The 16102-nt window shown below is 73.2% G+C and carries 15 protein-coding genes; 11 read left to right on the plus strand and 4 right to left on the minus strand.

What is annotated here, in order from left to right:
- Positions 1–35: 35 nt before the first annotated feature.
- The 6 genes from IEY98_RS06660 to IEY98_RS06685 all read left to right on the plus strand — a co-directional run bounded on the left by IEY98_RS06660 (position 36) and on the right by IEY98_RS06685 (position 8637).
- On the plus strand, positions 36–560 hold the full coding sequence (locus IEY98_RS06660) for a (2Fe-2S)-binding protein (RefSeq protein ID WP_189209347.1): 525 nt from the start codon (positions 36–38) through the stop codon (positions 558–560).
- Complete coding sequence (locus tag IEY98_RS06665) at positions 560–2992, plus strand: xanthine dehydrogenase family protein molybdopterin-binding subunit (protein ID WP_189209348.1); 2433 nt, start codon at positions 560–562, stop codon at positions 2990–2992. Before IEY98_RS06660 ends, IEY98_RS06665 begins: the two co-directional genes overlap by 1 nt.
- Positions 2989–3843, plus strand: coding sequence for an FAD binding domain-containing protein (locus tag IEY98_RS06670; protein WP_189209349.1), 855 nt, complete (start codon positions 2989–2991; stop codon positions 3841–3843). The genes IEY98_RS06665 and IEY98_RS06670 overlap by 4 nt, the downstream gene beginning before the upstream one ends.
- A gap of 1 nt (position 3844) precedes the next feature.
- Entirely contained in the window at positions 3845–5071 is a 1227-nt protein-coding gene (locus tag IEY98_RS33355) for an SRPBCC domain-containing protein (protein WP_189209350.1), read from the plus strand.
- Positions 5072–5257: 186 nt separating this feature from the next.
- Positions 5258–6319, plus strand: coding sequence for a CapA family protein (locus tag IEY98_RS06680; protein ID WP_229786641.1), 1062 nt, complete (start codon positions 5258–5260; stop codon positions 6317–6319).
- A gap of 47 nt (positions 6320–6366) precedes the next feature.
- On the plus strand, positions 6367–8637 hold the full coding sequence (locus IEY98_RS06685) for a HelD family protein (RefSeq protein ID WP_189209351.1): 2271 nt from the start codon (positions 6367–6369) through the stop codon (positions 8635–8637).
- Here IEY98_RS06685 and IEY98_RS06690 read toward each other — a convergent pair.
- Together IEY98_RS06690 and IEY98_RS06695 are read right to left on the minus strand one after the other, a co-directional pair.
- On the minus strand, positions 8615–9076 hold the full coding sequence (locus IEY98_RS06690) for a carboxypeptidase regulatory-like domain-containing protein (RefSeq protein WP_189210101.1): 462 nt from the start codon (positions 9074–9076) through the stop codon (positions 8615–8617). The genes IEY98_RS06685 and IEY98_RS06690 overlap by 23 nt on opposite strands.
- Before the next feature lie 8 nt (positions 9077–9084).
- Positions 9085–9690 carry an RNA polymerase sigma factor gene (locus IEY98_RS06695; protein WP_189209352.1) on the minus strand — a complete coding sequence of 202 codons (606 nt, stop codon included), beginning with the start codon at positions 9688–9690 and terminating at the stop codon, positions 9085–9087.
- 329 nt (positions 9691–10019) lie between these two features.
- On the opposite strand from IEY98_RS06695, the gene IEY98_RS06700 reads away from it, so the two are divergent.
- From IEY98_RS06700 to IEY98_RS06715, 4 genes are all read left to right on the plus strand, one after another.
- Positions 10020–10586, plus strand: coding sequence for a YbaK/EbsC family protein (locus IEY98_RS06700; protein WP_189209353.1), 567 nt, complete (start codon positions 10020–10022; stop codon positions 10584–10586).
- 11 nt (positions 10587–10597) lie between these two features.
- Complete coding sequence (locus IEY98_RS06705; protein ID WP_229786643.1) at positions 10598–11326, plus strand: maleylpyruvate isomerase family mycothiol-dependent enzyme; 729 nt, start codon at positions 10598–10600, stop codon at positions 11324–11326.
- Between the two features lie 25 nt (positions 11327–11351).
- On the plus strand, positions 11352–12224 hold the full coding sequence (purU, locus tag IEY98_RS06710) for a formyltetrahydrofolate deformylase (RefSeq protein WP_189209354.1): 873 nt from the start codon (positions 11352–11354) through the stop codon (positions 12222–12224).
- 412 nt (positions 12225–12636) lie between these two features.
- Positions 12637–13803, plus strand: coding sequence for an acyl-CoA dehydrogenase family protein (locus IEY98_RS06715; RefSeq protein ID WP_189209355.1), 1167 nt, complete (start codon positions 12637–12639; stop codon positions 13801–13803).
- Here IEY98_RS06715 and IEY98_RS06720 read toward each other — a convergent pair.
- On the minus strand, positions 13752–14195 hold the full coding sequence (locus tag IEY98_RS06720; protein WP_189209356.1) for an SRPBCC family protein: 444 nt from the start codon (positions 14193–14195) through the stop codon (positions 13752–13754). The two genes, IEY98_RS06715 and IEY98_RS06720, sit on opposite strands and share 52 nt — an antisense overlap.
- A 40-nt stretch (positions 14196–14235) precedes the next feature.
- Here IEY98_RS06720 and IEY98_RS06725 point away from each other — a divergent pair, with 40 nt between their 5' ends.
- Complete coding sequence (locus tag IEY98_RS06725) at positions 14236–15354, plus strand: LOG family protein (RefSeq protein ID WP_229786644.1); 1119 nt, start codon at positions 14236–14238, stop codon at positions 15352–15354.
- Here the strand turns inward: IEY98_RS06725 and IEY98_RS06730 are convergent.
- Positions 15343–16047 carry a response regulator gene (locus tag IEY98_RS06730; RefSeq protein ID WP_229786645.1) on the minus strand — a complete coding sequence of 235 codons (705 nt, stop codon included), beginning with the start codon at positions 16045–16047 and terminating at the stop codon, positions 15343–15345. The two genes, IEY98_RS06725 and IEY98_RS06730, sit on opposite strands and share 12 nt — an antisense overlap.
- Between the last annotated feature and the right edge of the window lie 55 nt (positions 16048–16102).

Consider the following 16102-nt stretch of genomic DNA (forward strand, 5'->3'; position numbering starts at 1 on the left):
GTGAGCCCGGTCACCCGTCCATCCCAGGAGGCACGATGCGCATCACGGTCAGTGTCGACGGCACGGCCTACACCGACGACGTGGAGCCACGTCTGCTGCTGGTGCACTACCTGCGCGACAAGCTCGGCAAGGTGGGCACCGTCGTCGGCTGCGACACGAGCAACTGCGGCGCCTGCACCGTCCACGTGGACGGCCACAGCGTCAAGTCGTGCTCGATGCTGGCCGTGCAGGCCGACGGCCGCGAGGTCACCACCATCGAGGGCCTGGCCAGGGACGGGAAACTGCACCCGGTCCAGCAGGCATTCCACGACAACCACGCCCTGCAGTGCGGGTTCTGCACCCCCGGGATGATCATGCAGGCGATCGACCTGCTGGCTGACCATCCCGATCCGGACGAGGAGACCGTGCGCTCGGGCATGGAGGGCAACCTCTGCCGCTGCACGGGTTACCAGAACATCGTGCGCGCCGTCCGGGACGCGGCGGGCCGGATGCGGCCGGGCGCCGGGCCCGAGGCCGAGCGGGTCGAGCAGCGCTCCGCCCAGCTGTCGGGGGGCGAGTGATGACCGCGACCGCCGAGCCCGAGGTCGGCAAGGCCCGGCTGCGCAAGGAGGACGCGCGGCTGATCACCGGCCGCACCCGGTGGACCGACAACATCACCCTGCCCGGCCTGCTGCACCTGGCGTTCCTGCGCAGCCCGGTCGCGCACGCGCGGATCACTGCCATCGATGTGTCGGCCGCCCGGTCGATGCCCGGCGTGATCGCGGTGTTCACCGGGCGCGACCTCGCCGACGAGCAGGGCAGCCTGCCGTGCGCGTGGCCGATCACCGAGGACATGAAGGCCCCCAACGCGCCCTCGCTGGCCGTCGACGAGGTCAACTTCGCGGGCGAGGCCGTGGCCGTCGTGGTCGCCCGCGGGCCGTACGAGGCCGCCGACGCGCTGTCGGCTATCGACGTCGACTACGAGGAACTTCCCGTCGTGCTGGACATGGCCGCCGCGCTCGCCGACGGCGCCGACCTGGTGCACCCGGAGCTGGGCACCAACAAGTCGGCGCTGTGGGTGTTCGACTCGGCGCAGGCGGGCACCGGCGGCGACGTCGACCTGGCCATCGCCGAGGCCGAGGTGCTGATCGAGCGGACCTACCGGCAGCAGCGGCTGATCCCGGCGTTCATGGAGCCGCGCTCGGTCGTGGTCGACCCGACGGGCGAGCAGTACACGATGTGGTCGGCCACGCAGATCCCGCACATCCTGCGGCTGATGGTCGCGCTGACGACCGGCATACCCGAGCACAAGGTGCGGGTGATCGCGCCGGACGTCGGCGGCGGGTTCGGCGGGAAGCTGCAGGTCACCCCCGAGGAGGTCGTCAGCCTGCTGGTGGCAAGGCGGCTGGGCAAACCGGTGAAGTGGACCGAGACGCGCTCGGAGTCGCTGCTGTCGGCCCACCACGGCCGCGACCAGGTCCAGAAGCTGACCCTGGCCGCGCGCCGCGACGGCACGGTGACCGGGCTCAAGGTCGAGCTGCTGGCCGACATGGGCGCGTACCTGCGGCTGGTGACCCCGGGCGTGCCGATCCTGGGCGCGTTCATGTTCAACGCGATCTACAAGTTCCCCGCCTACCACTTCGCGTGCACCACCGTGTTCACCAACAAGACCCCGACCGACGCCTACCGAGGGGCCGGGCGGCCGGAGGCGACCTACGCCATCGAGCGGCTGATGGACGAGCTGGCCGCCGAGGTCGGCATGGACCCGCTCGCCGTGCGCGAGCTGAACTGGATCAAGCACGAGGAGTTCCCGTTCACCACGGTGGCCGGGCTGGAGTACGACTCGGGCGACTACGAGGCCGCCACGGCCAAGGCCAAGGAGCTGTTCGACTACGACGGGCTGCGCGCCGAGCAGGCCGAGCGCCGCGCCCGGGGCGACGTGGTGCAGCTGGGCATCGGCATCTCGACGTTCACCGAGATGTGCGGCCTGGCGCCGTCGCGGGTGCTGGGCGCGCTGTCGTACGCGGCGGGCGGCTGGGAGCACGCGGCGGTGCGGATGCTGCCCAGCGGCAAGGTCGAGGTGGTCACCGGGTCCTCGGCGCACGGGCAGGGGCACGAGACGGCGTGGAGCCAGATCGTCGCCGACCAGCTCGGCGTCCCGTTCGAGGACGTGGAGATCCTGCACGGCGACACCCAGACCTCCCCGCGCGGCCTCGACACCTACGGCTCGCGGTCGCTGACCGTGGGCGCGATAGCGGTGGTGAAGGCCGCCGAGAAGGTGGTCGCCAAGGCCCGCCGGATCGCCGCGCACCTGCTGGAGTGCGCCGAGGACGACGTCGAGTTCAGCGCGGGCGCGTTCAGCGTGCGCGGGACAGACAAATTGGTGGCCATGTCCGACATCGCCTTCGCCGTGTTCTCCGCCCACGACCTGCCCGAGGGCATGGAGCCCTCGCTCGACGCCGAGGCGACGTTCGACCCGGAGAACTTCTCCTTCCCGCACGGCACCCACCTGTGCGCGGCCGAGGTCGACACCGAGACCGGCGCGGTGCGGCTGCGCAAATACGTCTGCGTCGACGACATCGGCAAGGTCGTCAACCCGCTGATCGTGGAGGGCCAGGTGCACGGCGGGCTCGCCCAGGGCATCGCCCAGGCGCTCTACGAGGAGGCCGTGCACGACGAGGCCGGGACGCTGGTGACGGGCACCTTCGCCGACTACCTGCTGCCCTCGGCGGCCGACCTGCCCGCGTTCGTCACCGACCGCACGGAGACGCCGTCGTCGACGAACCCGCTGGGCGTCAAGGGCGTCGGCGAGGCGGGCACGATCGCGTCCACCCCGGCGGTGGTCAACGCGGTCGTCGACGCCGTGCGCCATCTCGGCGTGAACGACATCGCGATGCCGTGCACCCCGATGCGGGTGTGGACGGCGATCCAAACCGGCCGTCCGGACGCGGGCGGCCCAGGCTCGACGGAGGCGGGCGGCGGCCTCGGCTCCCTGTCCGGAGGTGCCCAGTGATCCCGGCCCCGTTCGACTACGTCGCACCGACCACTGTGGACGACGCCGTCCGCGCGCTCGCCGACGCCGGCGAGGACGCCAAGGTCATCGCGGGCGGGCAGAGCCTGCTGCCCGTGCTGCGCATGCGCCTGGCCGCGCCGACCAAGCTGATCGACCTCGGCCGGGTCGCCGAGCTGCGCGGCATCCGCGAGGAGGGCGGCCACGTCGTCATCGGCGCGATGACGACCCACTACGAGATCCAGCGCGACCCGGTGGTCGACACCCACCTGCGGCTGCTGCGGCTGGCCACCGACACCGTCGCCGACCCGCAGGTCCGCCACCGGGGCACCCTCGGCGGCGCCCTCGCGCACGCCGACCCCGCGGGCGACCTGGCCGCGCCGGTGCTGGCGATGGACGCGGAGTTCGTGCTGTGCGGCATGGACGGCAGGCGCACGGTGCCCGCGGCGGAGTTCTTCGTCGATTACTTCACCACGGCCCTGCGCCCGGACGAGATCGTCGTCGAGGTCCGCCTGCCGAAGCTGACCGGCTGGCACGCGCACTACGAGAAGTTCAACCGCGTCGCCCAGGCGTGGTCGATCGTCGGTGTGGCCGCCTGCCTGCGCGTGGACGGCGGCGTCATCGCCGAGGCCAGGGTGGGCCTGACCAACATGGGCTCGGTCCCGCTGCGCGCCACCGAGGTCGAGGCCGCCCTGGTCGGCCACCCGGCCACGGCCGCCACCGTCCGCGCCGCCGCGGCCCACGCCGCCGAGGGCACCTCACCCGCCGCCGACGGCAACGCCGACCGCGAGTACCGCCAACACCTGGCCCGCGTCCTCACCGACCGAGCCCTCACCGCGGCGGCGGGAGTCTGACGTGCGCCTGGACCACCACTTCCGCGTCCCGGCCCCCCTCCCGGAGGTATGGACCGCCCTCCAGGACCCCGAACGGGTAGCCCCCTGCATGCCCGGTGCCACCCTCACGGGGGTGGACGGCAACACCTTCACCGGCGACGTCCGCGTGAAACTGGGTCCCATCTCCCTCACCTACAAGGGAAAGGGCGAATTCCTCACCCGCGACCCCGACGCCCACCGCCTGGTCATCCGAGCGTCCGGAAAGGACTCCCGAGGCAACGGCACCGCCGCCGCCACCGTCACCGTCACCCTCACCCCCGAGGGCGAGGACACCGCAGGTCACGTCGAAACAGACCTCTCGATCACCGGCAAACCCGCCCAATTCGGCCGAGGCCTGATCGCCGAGGTAGGCGCCAAGCTCCTCACCACCTTCGCCGCTTGCCTAGCCCAAACCCTGACCACCCAACCCCCACAAACCGCCACCACAAGCCCCGGAACCCAATCAGCCCTGGAACCTGGGCCGGTCGCGGAAATCCAGCCTGCTCTGGAAACCCGATCTGCCCGGGGAACCGGGCCGACGGTGGACCCTCGGCCCGCCCTGGAGCCCCAGCCCGCCCTGGAGCCTCAGCCCACCCCCGGAAGCTCATCCGCCCCGGCGGGCCAGCCCTGGGAAGGCGAATCCGGGCCCACTCCTCGGCCTGATCCCACAGCCCACCCTGGCGCCCCGCAGCAACCGGATCTCACCGGGCAGCCTGCTCCCTCGTCCCAGTCCATCTCGGCCGCCCAAACCGAAGGCCAGGCCGGGGATCACGGCCCGCCCACCACTAACGGGGTCTCCCCACCCGCGAACGGGAGCGGGCCTCCCTCCAACGGCCACTCGGCTGGTCCAACCGAGACCTCCAGTAAGGCCGGGCTGTCTCCCCAGGCCGAGGAGCCGACCCAGCAGGTGCCCTCCATGCGCGAGCCGCCAACCATGTACCCGCAGTCGACGGAACAGGCCCCCGCTGCCGACGACATCTGGAGCACCTCTGCCGCCGACCGGGAACTAGCGCGAGGTCGCCTGTCCGCCACGCCGCAGGCCGAGGCACGAGACCGTCAGGCAAGGGAACCCGCTCCCGCCGATCCCGCCGAGCCCATCGACCTGATGGCGATTGCCGGGCGTTCGGTAGTCAAGCGGGCCGTGCCTGCTGGGCTGGTGCTCGCCGTCGTCGCGGCAGTGGTCGCCGTCGTCCTGCGGAAGCGGGGCTGAGTTCGGGCGGCCGGCGCGTCAGCCACTCGCGTCGGCCGCCCGGCCATCGCTCGACCGGGTGGGGTGCTCGGGCGGGTGGGCCGGGCGCGTGATCGGGGTGGGTAGGGTGCGCGGGTGCGTCGGTCTCTGGGGATTGCTGTTGTCGCTGTCGTCGTGGGTGGGTGTGCCGCGACGACGACACCGGGGGTGCCGACCGGGGTCGGGGCGACCACGCCGCCTGCCGCCCCGCCGCCGACCACCACCCAGCAGGCCCCCGACGGGTTCACCATCGTCGCGGGCGGGGACGTGCTCATCCACCCCGCGCTCACCGAGCAGGCCGAGGCCGACGGGAACGGGACGCGGGACTACGGACCGCTCTTCGCGGGGATCGCGCCCGTGGTGAGCGCGGCGGACCTCGCCGTCTGCCACCTCGAGGTGCCGCTCGCCGGGCCGGACGGGCCGTTCCAGGGGTACCCGCGGTTCAACGCGCCGCCCGAGGTGGCCGATGGGCTGGCGCAGACCGGGTACGACGTCTGCACCACGGCCTCCAACCACACCATGGACCACGGGGCCGAAGGCGCCGTCAGCACCCTCGACGTGCTCGATGACGCCGGCATCAAGCACACCGGGTCCGCGCGGTCGGCCGAGGAGGCGGGCACGCCCCTCATCCTCGACGTGCCCGGGGCCAAGGTCGGCTGGCTGTCCTACACCTTCGCCTTCAACAGCGGCACCGAGGTCCCCGCGGACTCCCCCTGGATGGCGAACGTGCTCGACGCCGACACCGTCATCGCCGACGCCGAGGCCGCGCGCGAGGCCGGGGCCGACGTCGTCGTCGCCAGCCTGCACTGGGGCGTCGAGGGCAAGCACGACCCCACCGCCGAGCAGCGCCGCCTCGCCGAGGAGATCCTCGGCGACCCCGCCGTCGACCTGATCATCGGGCACCACGCGCACGTCGTGCAGCCGTTCGAGGCGTTCGACGGCAAGTGGGTGGCCTACGGGCTGGGCAACCAGGTCGCCCGGCACGCGGAGCCCAAGGGGACGACGGAGGAGGGCGCGCTCGCCCGCTTCCGGTTCACCAAGGGCCCGGACGGCTGGGCCGTCAGCACCGCCGAGTACATCCCGACGCTGGTCGACCTCGGTCCGCCCATCCGCCTGCTCGACCTCACCGGCGCCGAGGGCGCGCGCGCCGAGCAGGCGATCGGCCGCACCGAGGAGATCGTCACCCGGCTCGGCGCGGACGCCGACGGGCTCACCCGACCTGGCGCGTGAGGAATTCCGCACGTATATTCGCTAGGTCATAGAAAAAGGCCGCAACAATGGCGGCCGAATGGCGTCATTATATCGTCGTTGGAGGGCGGTTGTCAAACGAGATCGACGCCGAGCAGGAATACCTCACCCTGCTCTACGCGCACCTCGACCACCTTCGGACCGAGACCGACACCCGCCTCGCCGCCGCGTTGCGCGAGGTCAGCAGCCTGCCGCAGGCCATGTCGCTGCGGGATGCCACCATCGCGCAGCTCAGTTCCCAGCGCGCCCAGTACGACGCCGTCGAGAACGGGTTGTGTTTCGGCAGGATCGATTTCACCGACGACACCACGACCTACATCGGCCGAATCGGGCTTTTCGACAGCGACGACGACTACGAGCCGCTGCAACTGGATTGGCGCGCGCCCGCCGCCCGCCCGTTCTACCTCGCCACGGCCGCCGCGCCGCAGGGCGTGCGCAGGCGCCGCCACATCCGCACGAGCATGCGCAAGGTCACCGCCGTCGACGACGAGCACCTCGACCTGCGCGACCCCGGGCACGGCGACACGGTCACCGGCGAGACCGCGCTGCTGGCCGCGCTCAACGAGACCCGCCACGGCGTCATGCGCGACATCGTCGAGACGATCCAGGCCGAGCAGGACGAGATCATCCGCGCGGGCCTCAACGGCGTGCTCGTCGTCCAGGGCGGGCCGGGCACCGGCAAGACCGCCGTGGCCCTGCACCGCGCCGCCTACCTGCTCTACACCCACCGCGAGCTGCTGGCCCGGCGCGGCGTGCTGATCGTCGGCCCGAACGCGACCTTCCTCAAGTACATCGGCCAGGTCCTGCCCTCCCTCGGCGAGACCGGCGTGCTGCTGCGGACCGTCGGCGACCTGTTCCCCGGCGTCCGGGCCACCCGCGCGGAGAGCCAGGCGGCCGCCGAGGTCAAGGGCCGCCTCAGCATGGTCGACGTGCTGCGCCGCGCGGTCGCCGACCGGCAGGTCGTCCCCGACGAGCCGATCACGCTGGTGGTCGAACGCGTCGAGATGACCCTGCGCCCGCGCGAGGTCGCCGAGGCCCGCGCCCGCGCCCGCCGGTCAGGGCGGCTGCACAACCACGCCCGGGAGGTCTTCGCCCGCGAGATCGTCGACGCGCTCGCCAGGCAGGAGGCGGACCGCCTCGGCGCGGAGTTCCTCGACGCCGCCGACCTCGCCGACATCCGCCGCGAGCTGGCCGCCGACGACGAGGTCGTGGCCACCATCGACGACCTGTGGCCGGAACTCACCCCGCAGCGGCTCCTGGAGGACCTCTACGCCGACGAGGACCGCCTGGCCACCGCCATGCCCGAGCACCCGGACGCCGAGCGCGCGCTGCTGCGCCGCGACCCCGGCGGCTGGACGCCCGCCGACGCCCCGCTGCTCGACGAGGCCGCCGAACTCCTCGGCGTCGACGACCGCGAGGAGCGCGCCCGCGAGGCGCAGCGCAGGCGCGACGCCGAGCACTACGCCCAGGGCGTGCTCGACATCCTGCAGCTGGAGGACGAGGCCGACCCGGACATCCTGCTGGCCTACGACCTCATCGACGCCCGCGAGCTCGCCGAGCGCCAGGAGGACGCCGATCACCGCACCGCGGCCGAGCGCGCCGCGGCCGACCGCGACTGGACGTTCGGCCACGTGATCGTCGACGAGGCCCAGGAGCTGTCCGCGATGGCGTGGCGGGTGCTCATGCGCCGCTGCCCGTCGCGCTCGATGACCCTGGTCGGCGACGTCGCCCAGACCGGCGCGCTCGCGGGCGCGGACTCCTGGGCCGACGTGCTCGCGCCGTACGTGGAGGACCGGTGGCGGCGCACCGAGCTGACCGTCAACTACCGCACCCCGGCCGAGATCATGGCCGTGGCCGCCGACGTGCTGGCCGAGCTGGGGGCGCCGGTGGAGCCGCCGGAGTCGGTGCGCGAGACCGGCCACGCCCCCTGGGCGCGACGCACGTCGGACCTGGCCGGGGCCGCTGCCGCCGAGGCCGCGCGCGACGCGCCCGGCTCACTGGCGCTGCTGGTGCCCGAGGAGCGGGTCGCCGAGATCGGCGCCGCGGTGCTGGCCGAGGTGCCCGACGCCGCCGTCGGCGAGCGGCCGGACCTGGAGAGCCGCGTGGTCGTGCTGACCGTGCGGCAGGCGAAGGGCCTGGAGTTCGACTCGGTGCTGCTGGTCGAGCCCGCCGAGATCGTCGCGGAGTCCCCGCGCGGGCTCAACGACCTCTACGTGGCGCTGACCAGGGCGACCCAGCGCCTGGGCGTGCTGCACAGCGCGGACCTGCCGCCCGCGCTCACAGCACTACGGTCGGCGTGACCACCGTGCGGGGGCGGCCGCCGTTCATCCTGATCAGGATCTGCGTGGTGCCGCGCGGCACCTCGGTCAGGACGAAGCGCCCGCCCTCGTCCGCGGTCGTCGAGGACGTCTCGTGGTCGGCCACGCGGACCTCCACGCCGTGCTCGCCGGCCGGGACCAGCCAGCCGTCGATGCGGTGGCACTCGCCGGTGCGGGTGACGTTGACCATGACCGTCAGGTCGCCCACGAAGAAGGTGATCGTGCCGGGGCCGCCGCCGCGGACGCCGACCAGCGACCGCTGGTCGAGCCACAGCGCCGCCTCCAGCTCCACCTCGGCATCGATGTCCTCGATGGCGACGGCGAACTGCGCGCGCTCCACCAGCCCGGCGGGCACCGGGTCGAGCTCGTCGACGAGGTAGGCGACCTGGTCGAGCCAGTACTGCTGCTCGGCGGGATCCATGTCGTGTCTCACCTGGCACCATCCCCATCCTCGTACAAGCCCCGCAGCGACTTCAGGCACCGGCCTCGGGTGGGGCCGATGCTGCCGTGCGGCATCCCCAGAGCCGCGGCGACTTCCCGGTATTCGGCGCGGCCCGCCAGCACGGTGAGCCGCAGCAGCATCTGGCAGCGCTCGGGCAGCTTGCGGAACGCGGCCCACAGCTTGTCGTCGCGCTCCCCGCGCAGCATGAGCGTCTCGGGGAGGGGGTCGCCGCTGGGCAGCTGCTCGGCGTACTCGGGCAGCAGCTCGGTCTGCGCGGCCATCCGCTGCCGGACCCGGTTGGCCTCCCTGCGGGTGGTGGTGATCAGCCAGCCCGCCAGCGCGCGGGGCTCGCTCAGCCGCTCCAGGTGGCGCAGCAGCGCCAGCCACACCGACTGCACCACGTCCTCGGCGGTGCCGTGGTCGAGGCCGGTCCCGCGCGCCACGTGCCACACCAGCGGCGTCAGCTCGGCGATGAGCACGTCGAGGGCGCGTTTGTCCCCGTCCCGCGCGGCGATCATGCACGCGGCGTAGCGCTCCGATCCGGCCAGCCCCTCCCAGGGCGGATTCGTCCCTACCGTGTGGAGCTCGGTCACCGCTCCCACCCCTGCTTCCGTGATCCGGGGCCCAGTTCCGTGGTGGCTCTGGCTACATCGCCGCGGGCCGTGGCGGCGCGTCCACGCCACCGCGTGCTCACCCGGACGGATGATGCCGTAGGCCGCCTGTCCCCGTCCGGGACGGTGACGATCACGCGCCCGGCGGCGCGGTCGGCCGACCGCGGCTCGGGGGTCGTGGCACATCGTCGCCTCCACCGTGACGGTACTGTCGCGCTCCGGACAACTCAAAGAGCCGCCACGGGCCGGCTGGATACCTTTGTCGGCGGGCAACTTTGCGTGACCGCCGTCGTGACGACCTGGAGGGCGCCGTGACCTGGACAATCGCGGGCACCTTGACCGTGCTGCCCGCCGCGGACCACCCCGAGCTGCTCGCCGAGCCGGTGGCCAAGGCGCTGACCGCGCTGCCTGCCGACCGGATCGGCGTCGCCGCGATCGACCCCGACCTGGCCGACACCGCGCAGTTCTGCGCCGCCTACGGCTCGCCGCTCGCGGCCTCGGCGAACTGCGTGGTCGTGGCGGGCAGGCGCGGTGGCGAGGAGCGGCTGGCGGCCTGCCTGGTGCTGGCGACCACCCGCGCCGACGTCAACGGGGTCGTCCGGCGCAGGCTGGACGTGCGCAAGGCGTCGTTCGCGCCCATGGACCACGCCGTGGAGCTGACCGGCATGGCCTACGGCGGCATCACCCCGGTCGGGCTGCCGCCGGACTGGCCGCTGCTGGTCGACGCCGCCGTGGCCGCCGCGCCCGAGCTGGTCGTGGGCAGCGGGATCCGGGGCAGCAAGCTGCTCGTCCCCGGCGACGTGCTCGCCGCCCTGCCCGGCGCCGAGGTCGTCGAGGGCCTGGGGAAGCCCGCTGTGGACCGTGATCGGGCCCACTAGGGTCTTCTTCCGTGGACCACGCCGCGTACATAGACCAGATCAGACTGCACTGCGCCGCCATGCGGGCCGCGGCCGAGAAGGCGGGCCCGGACGCACCCGTCCCCACCTGCCCCGACTGGACCGTTCGGGACCTGATCGCCCACGTCGCCGGGCTGCAGGCCTGGCTGGAGGTCTCGCTGCCGCTGCCGCCGGAAGGGCCCGCGCCCGACGAGCCGCGCGTGCCGTCGGACTGGGCCGAGCTGCTGGACTGGTGGGACGAGCGCGTGCGCAACGTCACCGCCGGACTGGCCGCGACGGCCCCGACGACCCGCACCTGGTCGTTCGTCCCCGGCTTCGGCGCCGACGCCGGCTGGTTCGCCCGCAGGCAGGCGCACGAGACGGCGATCCACCGGCTCGACGCCGAGCACGCGGCGGCCGAGACCGTGCCGTCGCTGCTGTTCGACCCCGAGTTCGCTGCCGACGGCATCGCCGAGCTGTTCGAGCTGCTCCCGCCCGCGCCCGCCGACCGGTCCGGCACGATCCTGCTGCACGCCGCCGACGCGGGCCGCGCCTGGCTGGTGACGCTGTCGGAGACCGAGCCGCTGCGGGTCGACGACACCCCGGCCGAGCCCGACGCGCTCTACGCCGACGCGCGGGTCGTCGGCACGGCCGACGCGGTGTACCGGGCGGTGTGGGGACGGCCGGGGCACGCCGTGGTCAGCGGCGACTCCGCGCTGGTCACTACGCTCAAGTCGTTCTGACCGCGAGAGCTGGGAGAGTCCGCCGGTGTCGACCAACGAGCGCCGCTACGTGATCCGCCTCGGCTGCCCCGACCGCACGGGGATCGTGGCCGAGATCGCGGGGTTCCTCAGCGCGGCGGGCGGCTGGATCGTCGAGGCGGACTACCACTCCGACCCGGACACCAACTGGTTCTTCACCCGCCAGGTGGTGCGCGCGGACTCCCTGCCCTTCGGCGCCGAGGAGCTGCGCGCCCGCTTCGTCGACGTCGCCCGGCGCCTCGGCGGCCGGGTCGAGTGGGACATCACCGACACCGGGCAGCCGCAGCGGGTGGTCATCCTGGTGACCCGGGAGGGCCACTGCCTCTACGACCTGCTGGGCCGGGTGCACAGCGGCGAGCTGGAGGTCGAGGTCAAGGCGGTCATCGGCAACCACGCCGACCTCGCCTCGATCACCCGCGCGCACGGCATCCCGTTCCACCACGTGCCCTTCCCCATCGACGAGGAGGGCAAGGCGGCCGCGTTCGCCCAGCTGCGCCAGCTGGTCGACGCCGCGCACCCGGACGCCATCGTGCTGGCCCGGTTCATGCAGGTGCTGCCCGCCGAGCTGTGCGCGGAGTGGGCGGGCCGGGCGCTCAACATCCACCACAGCTTCCTGCCGTCGTTCGTGGGCGCGCGGCCGTACCACCAGGCGCACAAGCGCGGGGTGAAGCTGATCGGCGCGACCTGCCACTACGTCACCGCGGAGCTGGACGCGGGCCCGATCGTGGAGCAGGACGTGATCCGGGTCGACCACACCGACTCGGTGGCCGACATGGTGCGCAAGGGCCGCGACATCGAGAAGGTCGTGCTCGCCCGCGGCCTGCGCTGGCACCTGGAGCGGCGCGTGCTCGTGCACGGGAACAAGACCGTCGTCTTTTAATTCGATTGCCCGGGAAAGGCATTCCCGGGCATCCTCATGCCCGTGAGAAACACCGACCCCCGCACTTCGACAATGCAGGCCGTCGCGCCCGCCCGCCCGGCGCGGGAGGACCGCGAGTGGTCATGCGCGCAGGCCAACACGGTCAGCGCGGGGTGATCCGGTCCGCCGGGTCCCGATCGACTCGTTGCCGTCAAGGCAATTGATTTCTCCTTCACGACCACCAATCCCGGTAATTCCCGGGTCTGCCCGGCCGGTCCGGTCGCCGCCTGTGTCGCGGTGGCCGGATCGGCCATTTCCGCATTTCCTCCGCACCGGTCGTTTCGGGTGAACTGTGTCCACGGTCACCCCGCGTCGGAGCGCGCTGTGGCAGGGTCGACACGAAGTGTGAATTGCGGCGGGAGGAGTTCACGCGATGGAGGCGACGCTGGAGCGCGCGGAGCTGGTCGACCGCGCCGCCGAGCTGGTGCCGCTGCTGAGGGCCAACGCGCCGAGGGCCGCGCACGAGCGCAGGCCGCCCCGGGAGAACCTGGAGGCGCTGCGCGACGCCGGGCTGCTGCACCTGCTGCGCCCGGCGCGGTTCGGCGGCCACGAGGCGGACATGCGCACCAAGGACGCGGTCGTCGCCGAGATCGCCAGGGGCTGCGGGTCCACGGCGTGGGTGGCGCTGATCTACAACGACGCCGACTACCTGCTGGCCCGCTTCCCCGACGAACTGCAGGAGCTGGTGTTCGCCGACCCCGACACCCGGGCGACCGCGACCCTGATCCCCAAGGGGCGCGCCGAGCGCCGCGGCGACGGGTACGTCGTCAGCGGCCGGTGGCCGTTCAACACCGGCTGCATGGACGCCGAGTGGGTCATGCAGCCCACCTTCTGCGACGGCGTGCCGGTCCAGGTGCTCCTGCCGTACTCCGACGTCGTCATCGAGGACGACTGGATGGTCAGCGGGATGAGCGGCACGGCGAGCAACACCGTGCGCGCCGACGAGGTGTTCGTGCCCGAGGACCGGGTCGTCCGGCAGGTCGACGTCGTCGGCGAGACCCACCTCAGCGACCGCAACGCGGACACCCCGCTCTACCGGATCCCGCTGATCCTCGAACTGCTCACCGGCGGCCCCGCGCCCTTCACCGGCATGTCCGCGACCGCCGTCGAGTTGTCCCTGGCGCAGTTAGCCGAGGAGCGGCCGATCGCCTACACCGGCTACGCCGCCCGGCGCGACGCCGCCATCACCCACCACCAGATGGCCGAGGCGAGCCTGCTGATCGAGTCGGCGGGCCACCACGCCGCGTCGGCAGCGGGGCTGGTCGACGCCAGGATCGCCGACGGCGAGCCGTTCCGGCCGGAGGACAAGGCGCGGGTGTGGGGGCTGGTGTCGTACGCGACCAAGCTGCACGCGCAGGCCGCCGAGATCCTGCGCGCCGCCGCGGGCGCTGGCTGCATCCGCGTGGACTCGCCGCTGAACCTGGTCCTGCGCGACATCCAGGCGCTGGCCGCGCACGCGGCGATGATGCCCGCCACCGGCATCGAGCACTACGGGCGGTCGCTGTGCGGGCTGCCGCCCGCCACGCCGCTGCTGGCCTGAGCCAGGTTCGCCAGGAGGTCGGCGAGGACGAGCCGCAGCCGGGCCGGGGCGGTGACCCGCTGGAGCAGCCCGAGCGGGCCGTTGGCGCCGTCGCGGGCGAGGGAGAGGCGCACGCTGGTGGTGTCGCCCGTGCCGTCGACGGTCCAGGTGAACACCAGACTGGAGTGCCGGTCCGCCTCGACGACGGTGTCCGCGCGCGGCGTGCTGACCTCGAACTCGCACCGCTGTCCCTGGAACACGCACGCCACCGTCGGGCCGGGACGCACCTCGTAGTCGGCGAAGTCGGGGGTGAGGATGCGGCGGCGCACGCCCGCGTAGTCGGTCACCGCGGCCCGCACGCGCGCGACCGGCAGCGGGATCAGGCGTTCTGCGAAGGCGTGGATCTGGTTCATCGGCGCTTCCCGGTCGGCTCGGCGGCCTAGGCTACCCGCCGTGCGTGCCGAATATGCCGATCTCGATGCCCTGCGGACCCAGCGCGACCGGGGCGGCGACCTGCGCGGCGCCGTGCTCATCGGCCTCGACCTGACCGACCCCGATGACGACCGCCTGCTGCGCACGGCCCTGGACGGGGCGCTGCTGCTGGGCTGCGCGCTCACCCCGGAGACCACCCGGCGGGCGCAGGCGGGCGGCGCGCTGATCTTCCCCGTCGTGCCCGATCTGCCGTACGAGGTCTACCGCGCCCGGCTCTACACCCCCGCCGAGCTGTTCGCGGGCTTCGACCCCGCCCGCCCGGAGTCCTATGCGGACACCCCGGACGCGCGGATCTACCGGCACACCAGGGAACAGGCGCTCGACCCGCTGCACGCGCTCGCCGAACGCCTGCACGACCACAGCATCACCACGGCGCTGGCCGACGTGCTCACCGGCCACCCGGTCGCGGTCATGGGCGGGCACGCCCTGGTCCGCGACACCCCCGGCTACCGCGAGGCGGTGGAGCTGGGGCGCGCGCTCGGCCGGGCCGGGTTCACCGTGCTGACCGGCGGCGGGCCGGGCGCGATGGAGGCCGTCCCGCTGGGCGTGCGGCTGGCCGAGGCCGACCCGGGGCCCGCGCTCGCGGCGCTCTCGGCCGCGCCGCGGTTCGCGGGCGGCGCGGGCACGGCCGGGGACACCTCCGTCGAGATCGGACAGTGGCTGGCCGCCGGGCTCGCCGTCGAGCTGCCGGTCGCGGACACCCCGCGCACGATCGGCATCCCGACTTGGTTCTACGGGCACGAGCCGCCGAACCCGTTCTGCGAGCTGCACGCCAAGTACTTCGCCAACTCCGTGCGCGAGGACGGCCTGCTGACCGTGGCCACCGGCGGCATCGTCTACACCCCGGGCAGCGCGGGCACGGTCCAGGAGGTCTTCCAGGACTACACCCAGAACCACTACGGCGTGCCCGCCCCGATGATCTTCCTCGGCAGCCGGTTCTGGACGCGGGACGTGCCCGCCGCGCCGCTGGTGCGCGGCCTGGCCGAGGGCCGGGCCGCCGAGAAGTGGATCACCGTCACCGACGACGTCGACGAGGTCGTGGCGGTCCTGACCGCCTACGCCGACTCGCTAGTCGAGTAGCCCGGCGCGCTGGGCCAGGACGGCGGCGGTGACCCGGTTCGCGCAGCCGGTCGCGGCCAGGATCTCCGAGACGTACCCGCGCACGGTCGACTCCGACAGCCGCAGGTCCTCGGCGATCTCGGCGTTGCTGCGCCCCGCGCCGATCAGCCGCAGCACGTCCCGCAGCCGGTTGGACAGCCGGGCGACCTCGGCCGCTGCGCCCATCCGGTCGAGGTGGTGCGTGGCGAGGTGGCCCATCAGCTCGCGGGTGAGCGAGGGGTCCAGCACCGAGCCGCCCCGGCTGGCGACCCGCACGGCGCGGACGAGTTCGTCGGGATCGGTGTGCTTGAGCAGGAACCCGGTCGCGCCCAGGTTGAGCGCGGTGGCCACCGCCTCGTCGGCGTGGAAGGTGGTCAGCACGACGACGGCGGGCGGGTGCGGCGATCGGCGCAGTTCGCGCAGGGTGTCGATGCCGTCCATGCCGGGCATGCGCAGGTCCAGCAGCAGGACGTTGAGCGACTGCGTGCGCACGAGTTCGAGAGCGCCAGCGCCGTCGGCCGCCTCGGCGACGACCTCGATGTCCGGGGCGCTGGCGAGGATGCGGGACACGAACGCCCGGGCCATGGGCTCGTCGTCGACGACGCCCACCCGGACCGTGGCCACCGGCGGCGCGGTGTCGTCCCCGGCAGGCTCCCTGTCGGTTTGCGTACTCACGGGCCCAATCCGACCGGACCGAACGGCGCAGGACAACCCTCCGAACGTAGGGCGG

The sequence above is a fragment of the Actinokineospora fastidiosa genome (genome assembly GCF_014648415.1).
GTDB classification, from domain to species: Bacteria; Actinomycetota; Actinomycetes; order Mycobacteriales; family Pseudonocardiaceae; genus Actinokineospora; species Actinokineospora fastidiosa.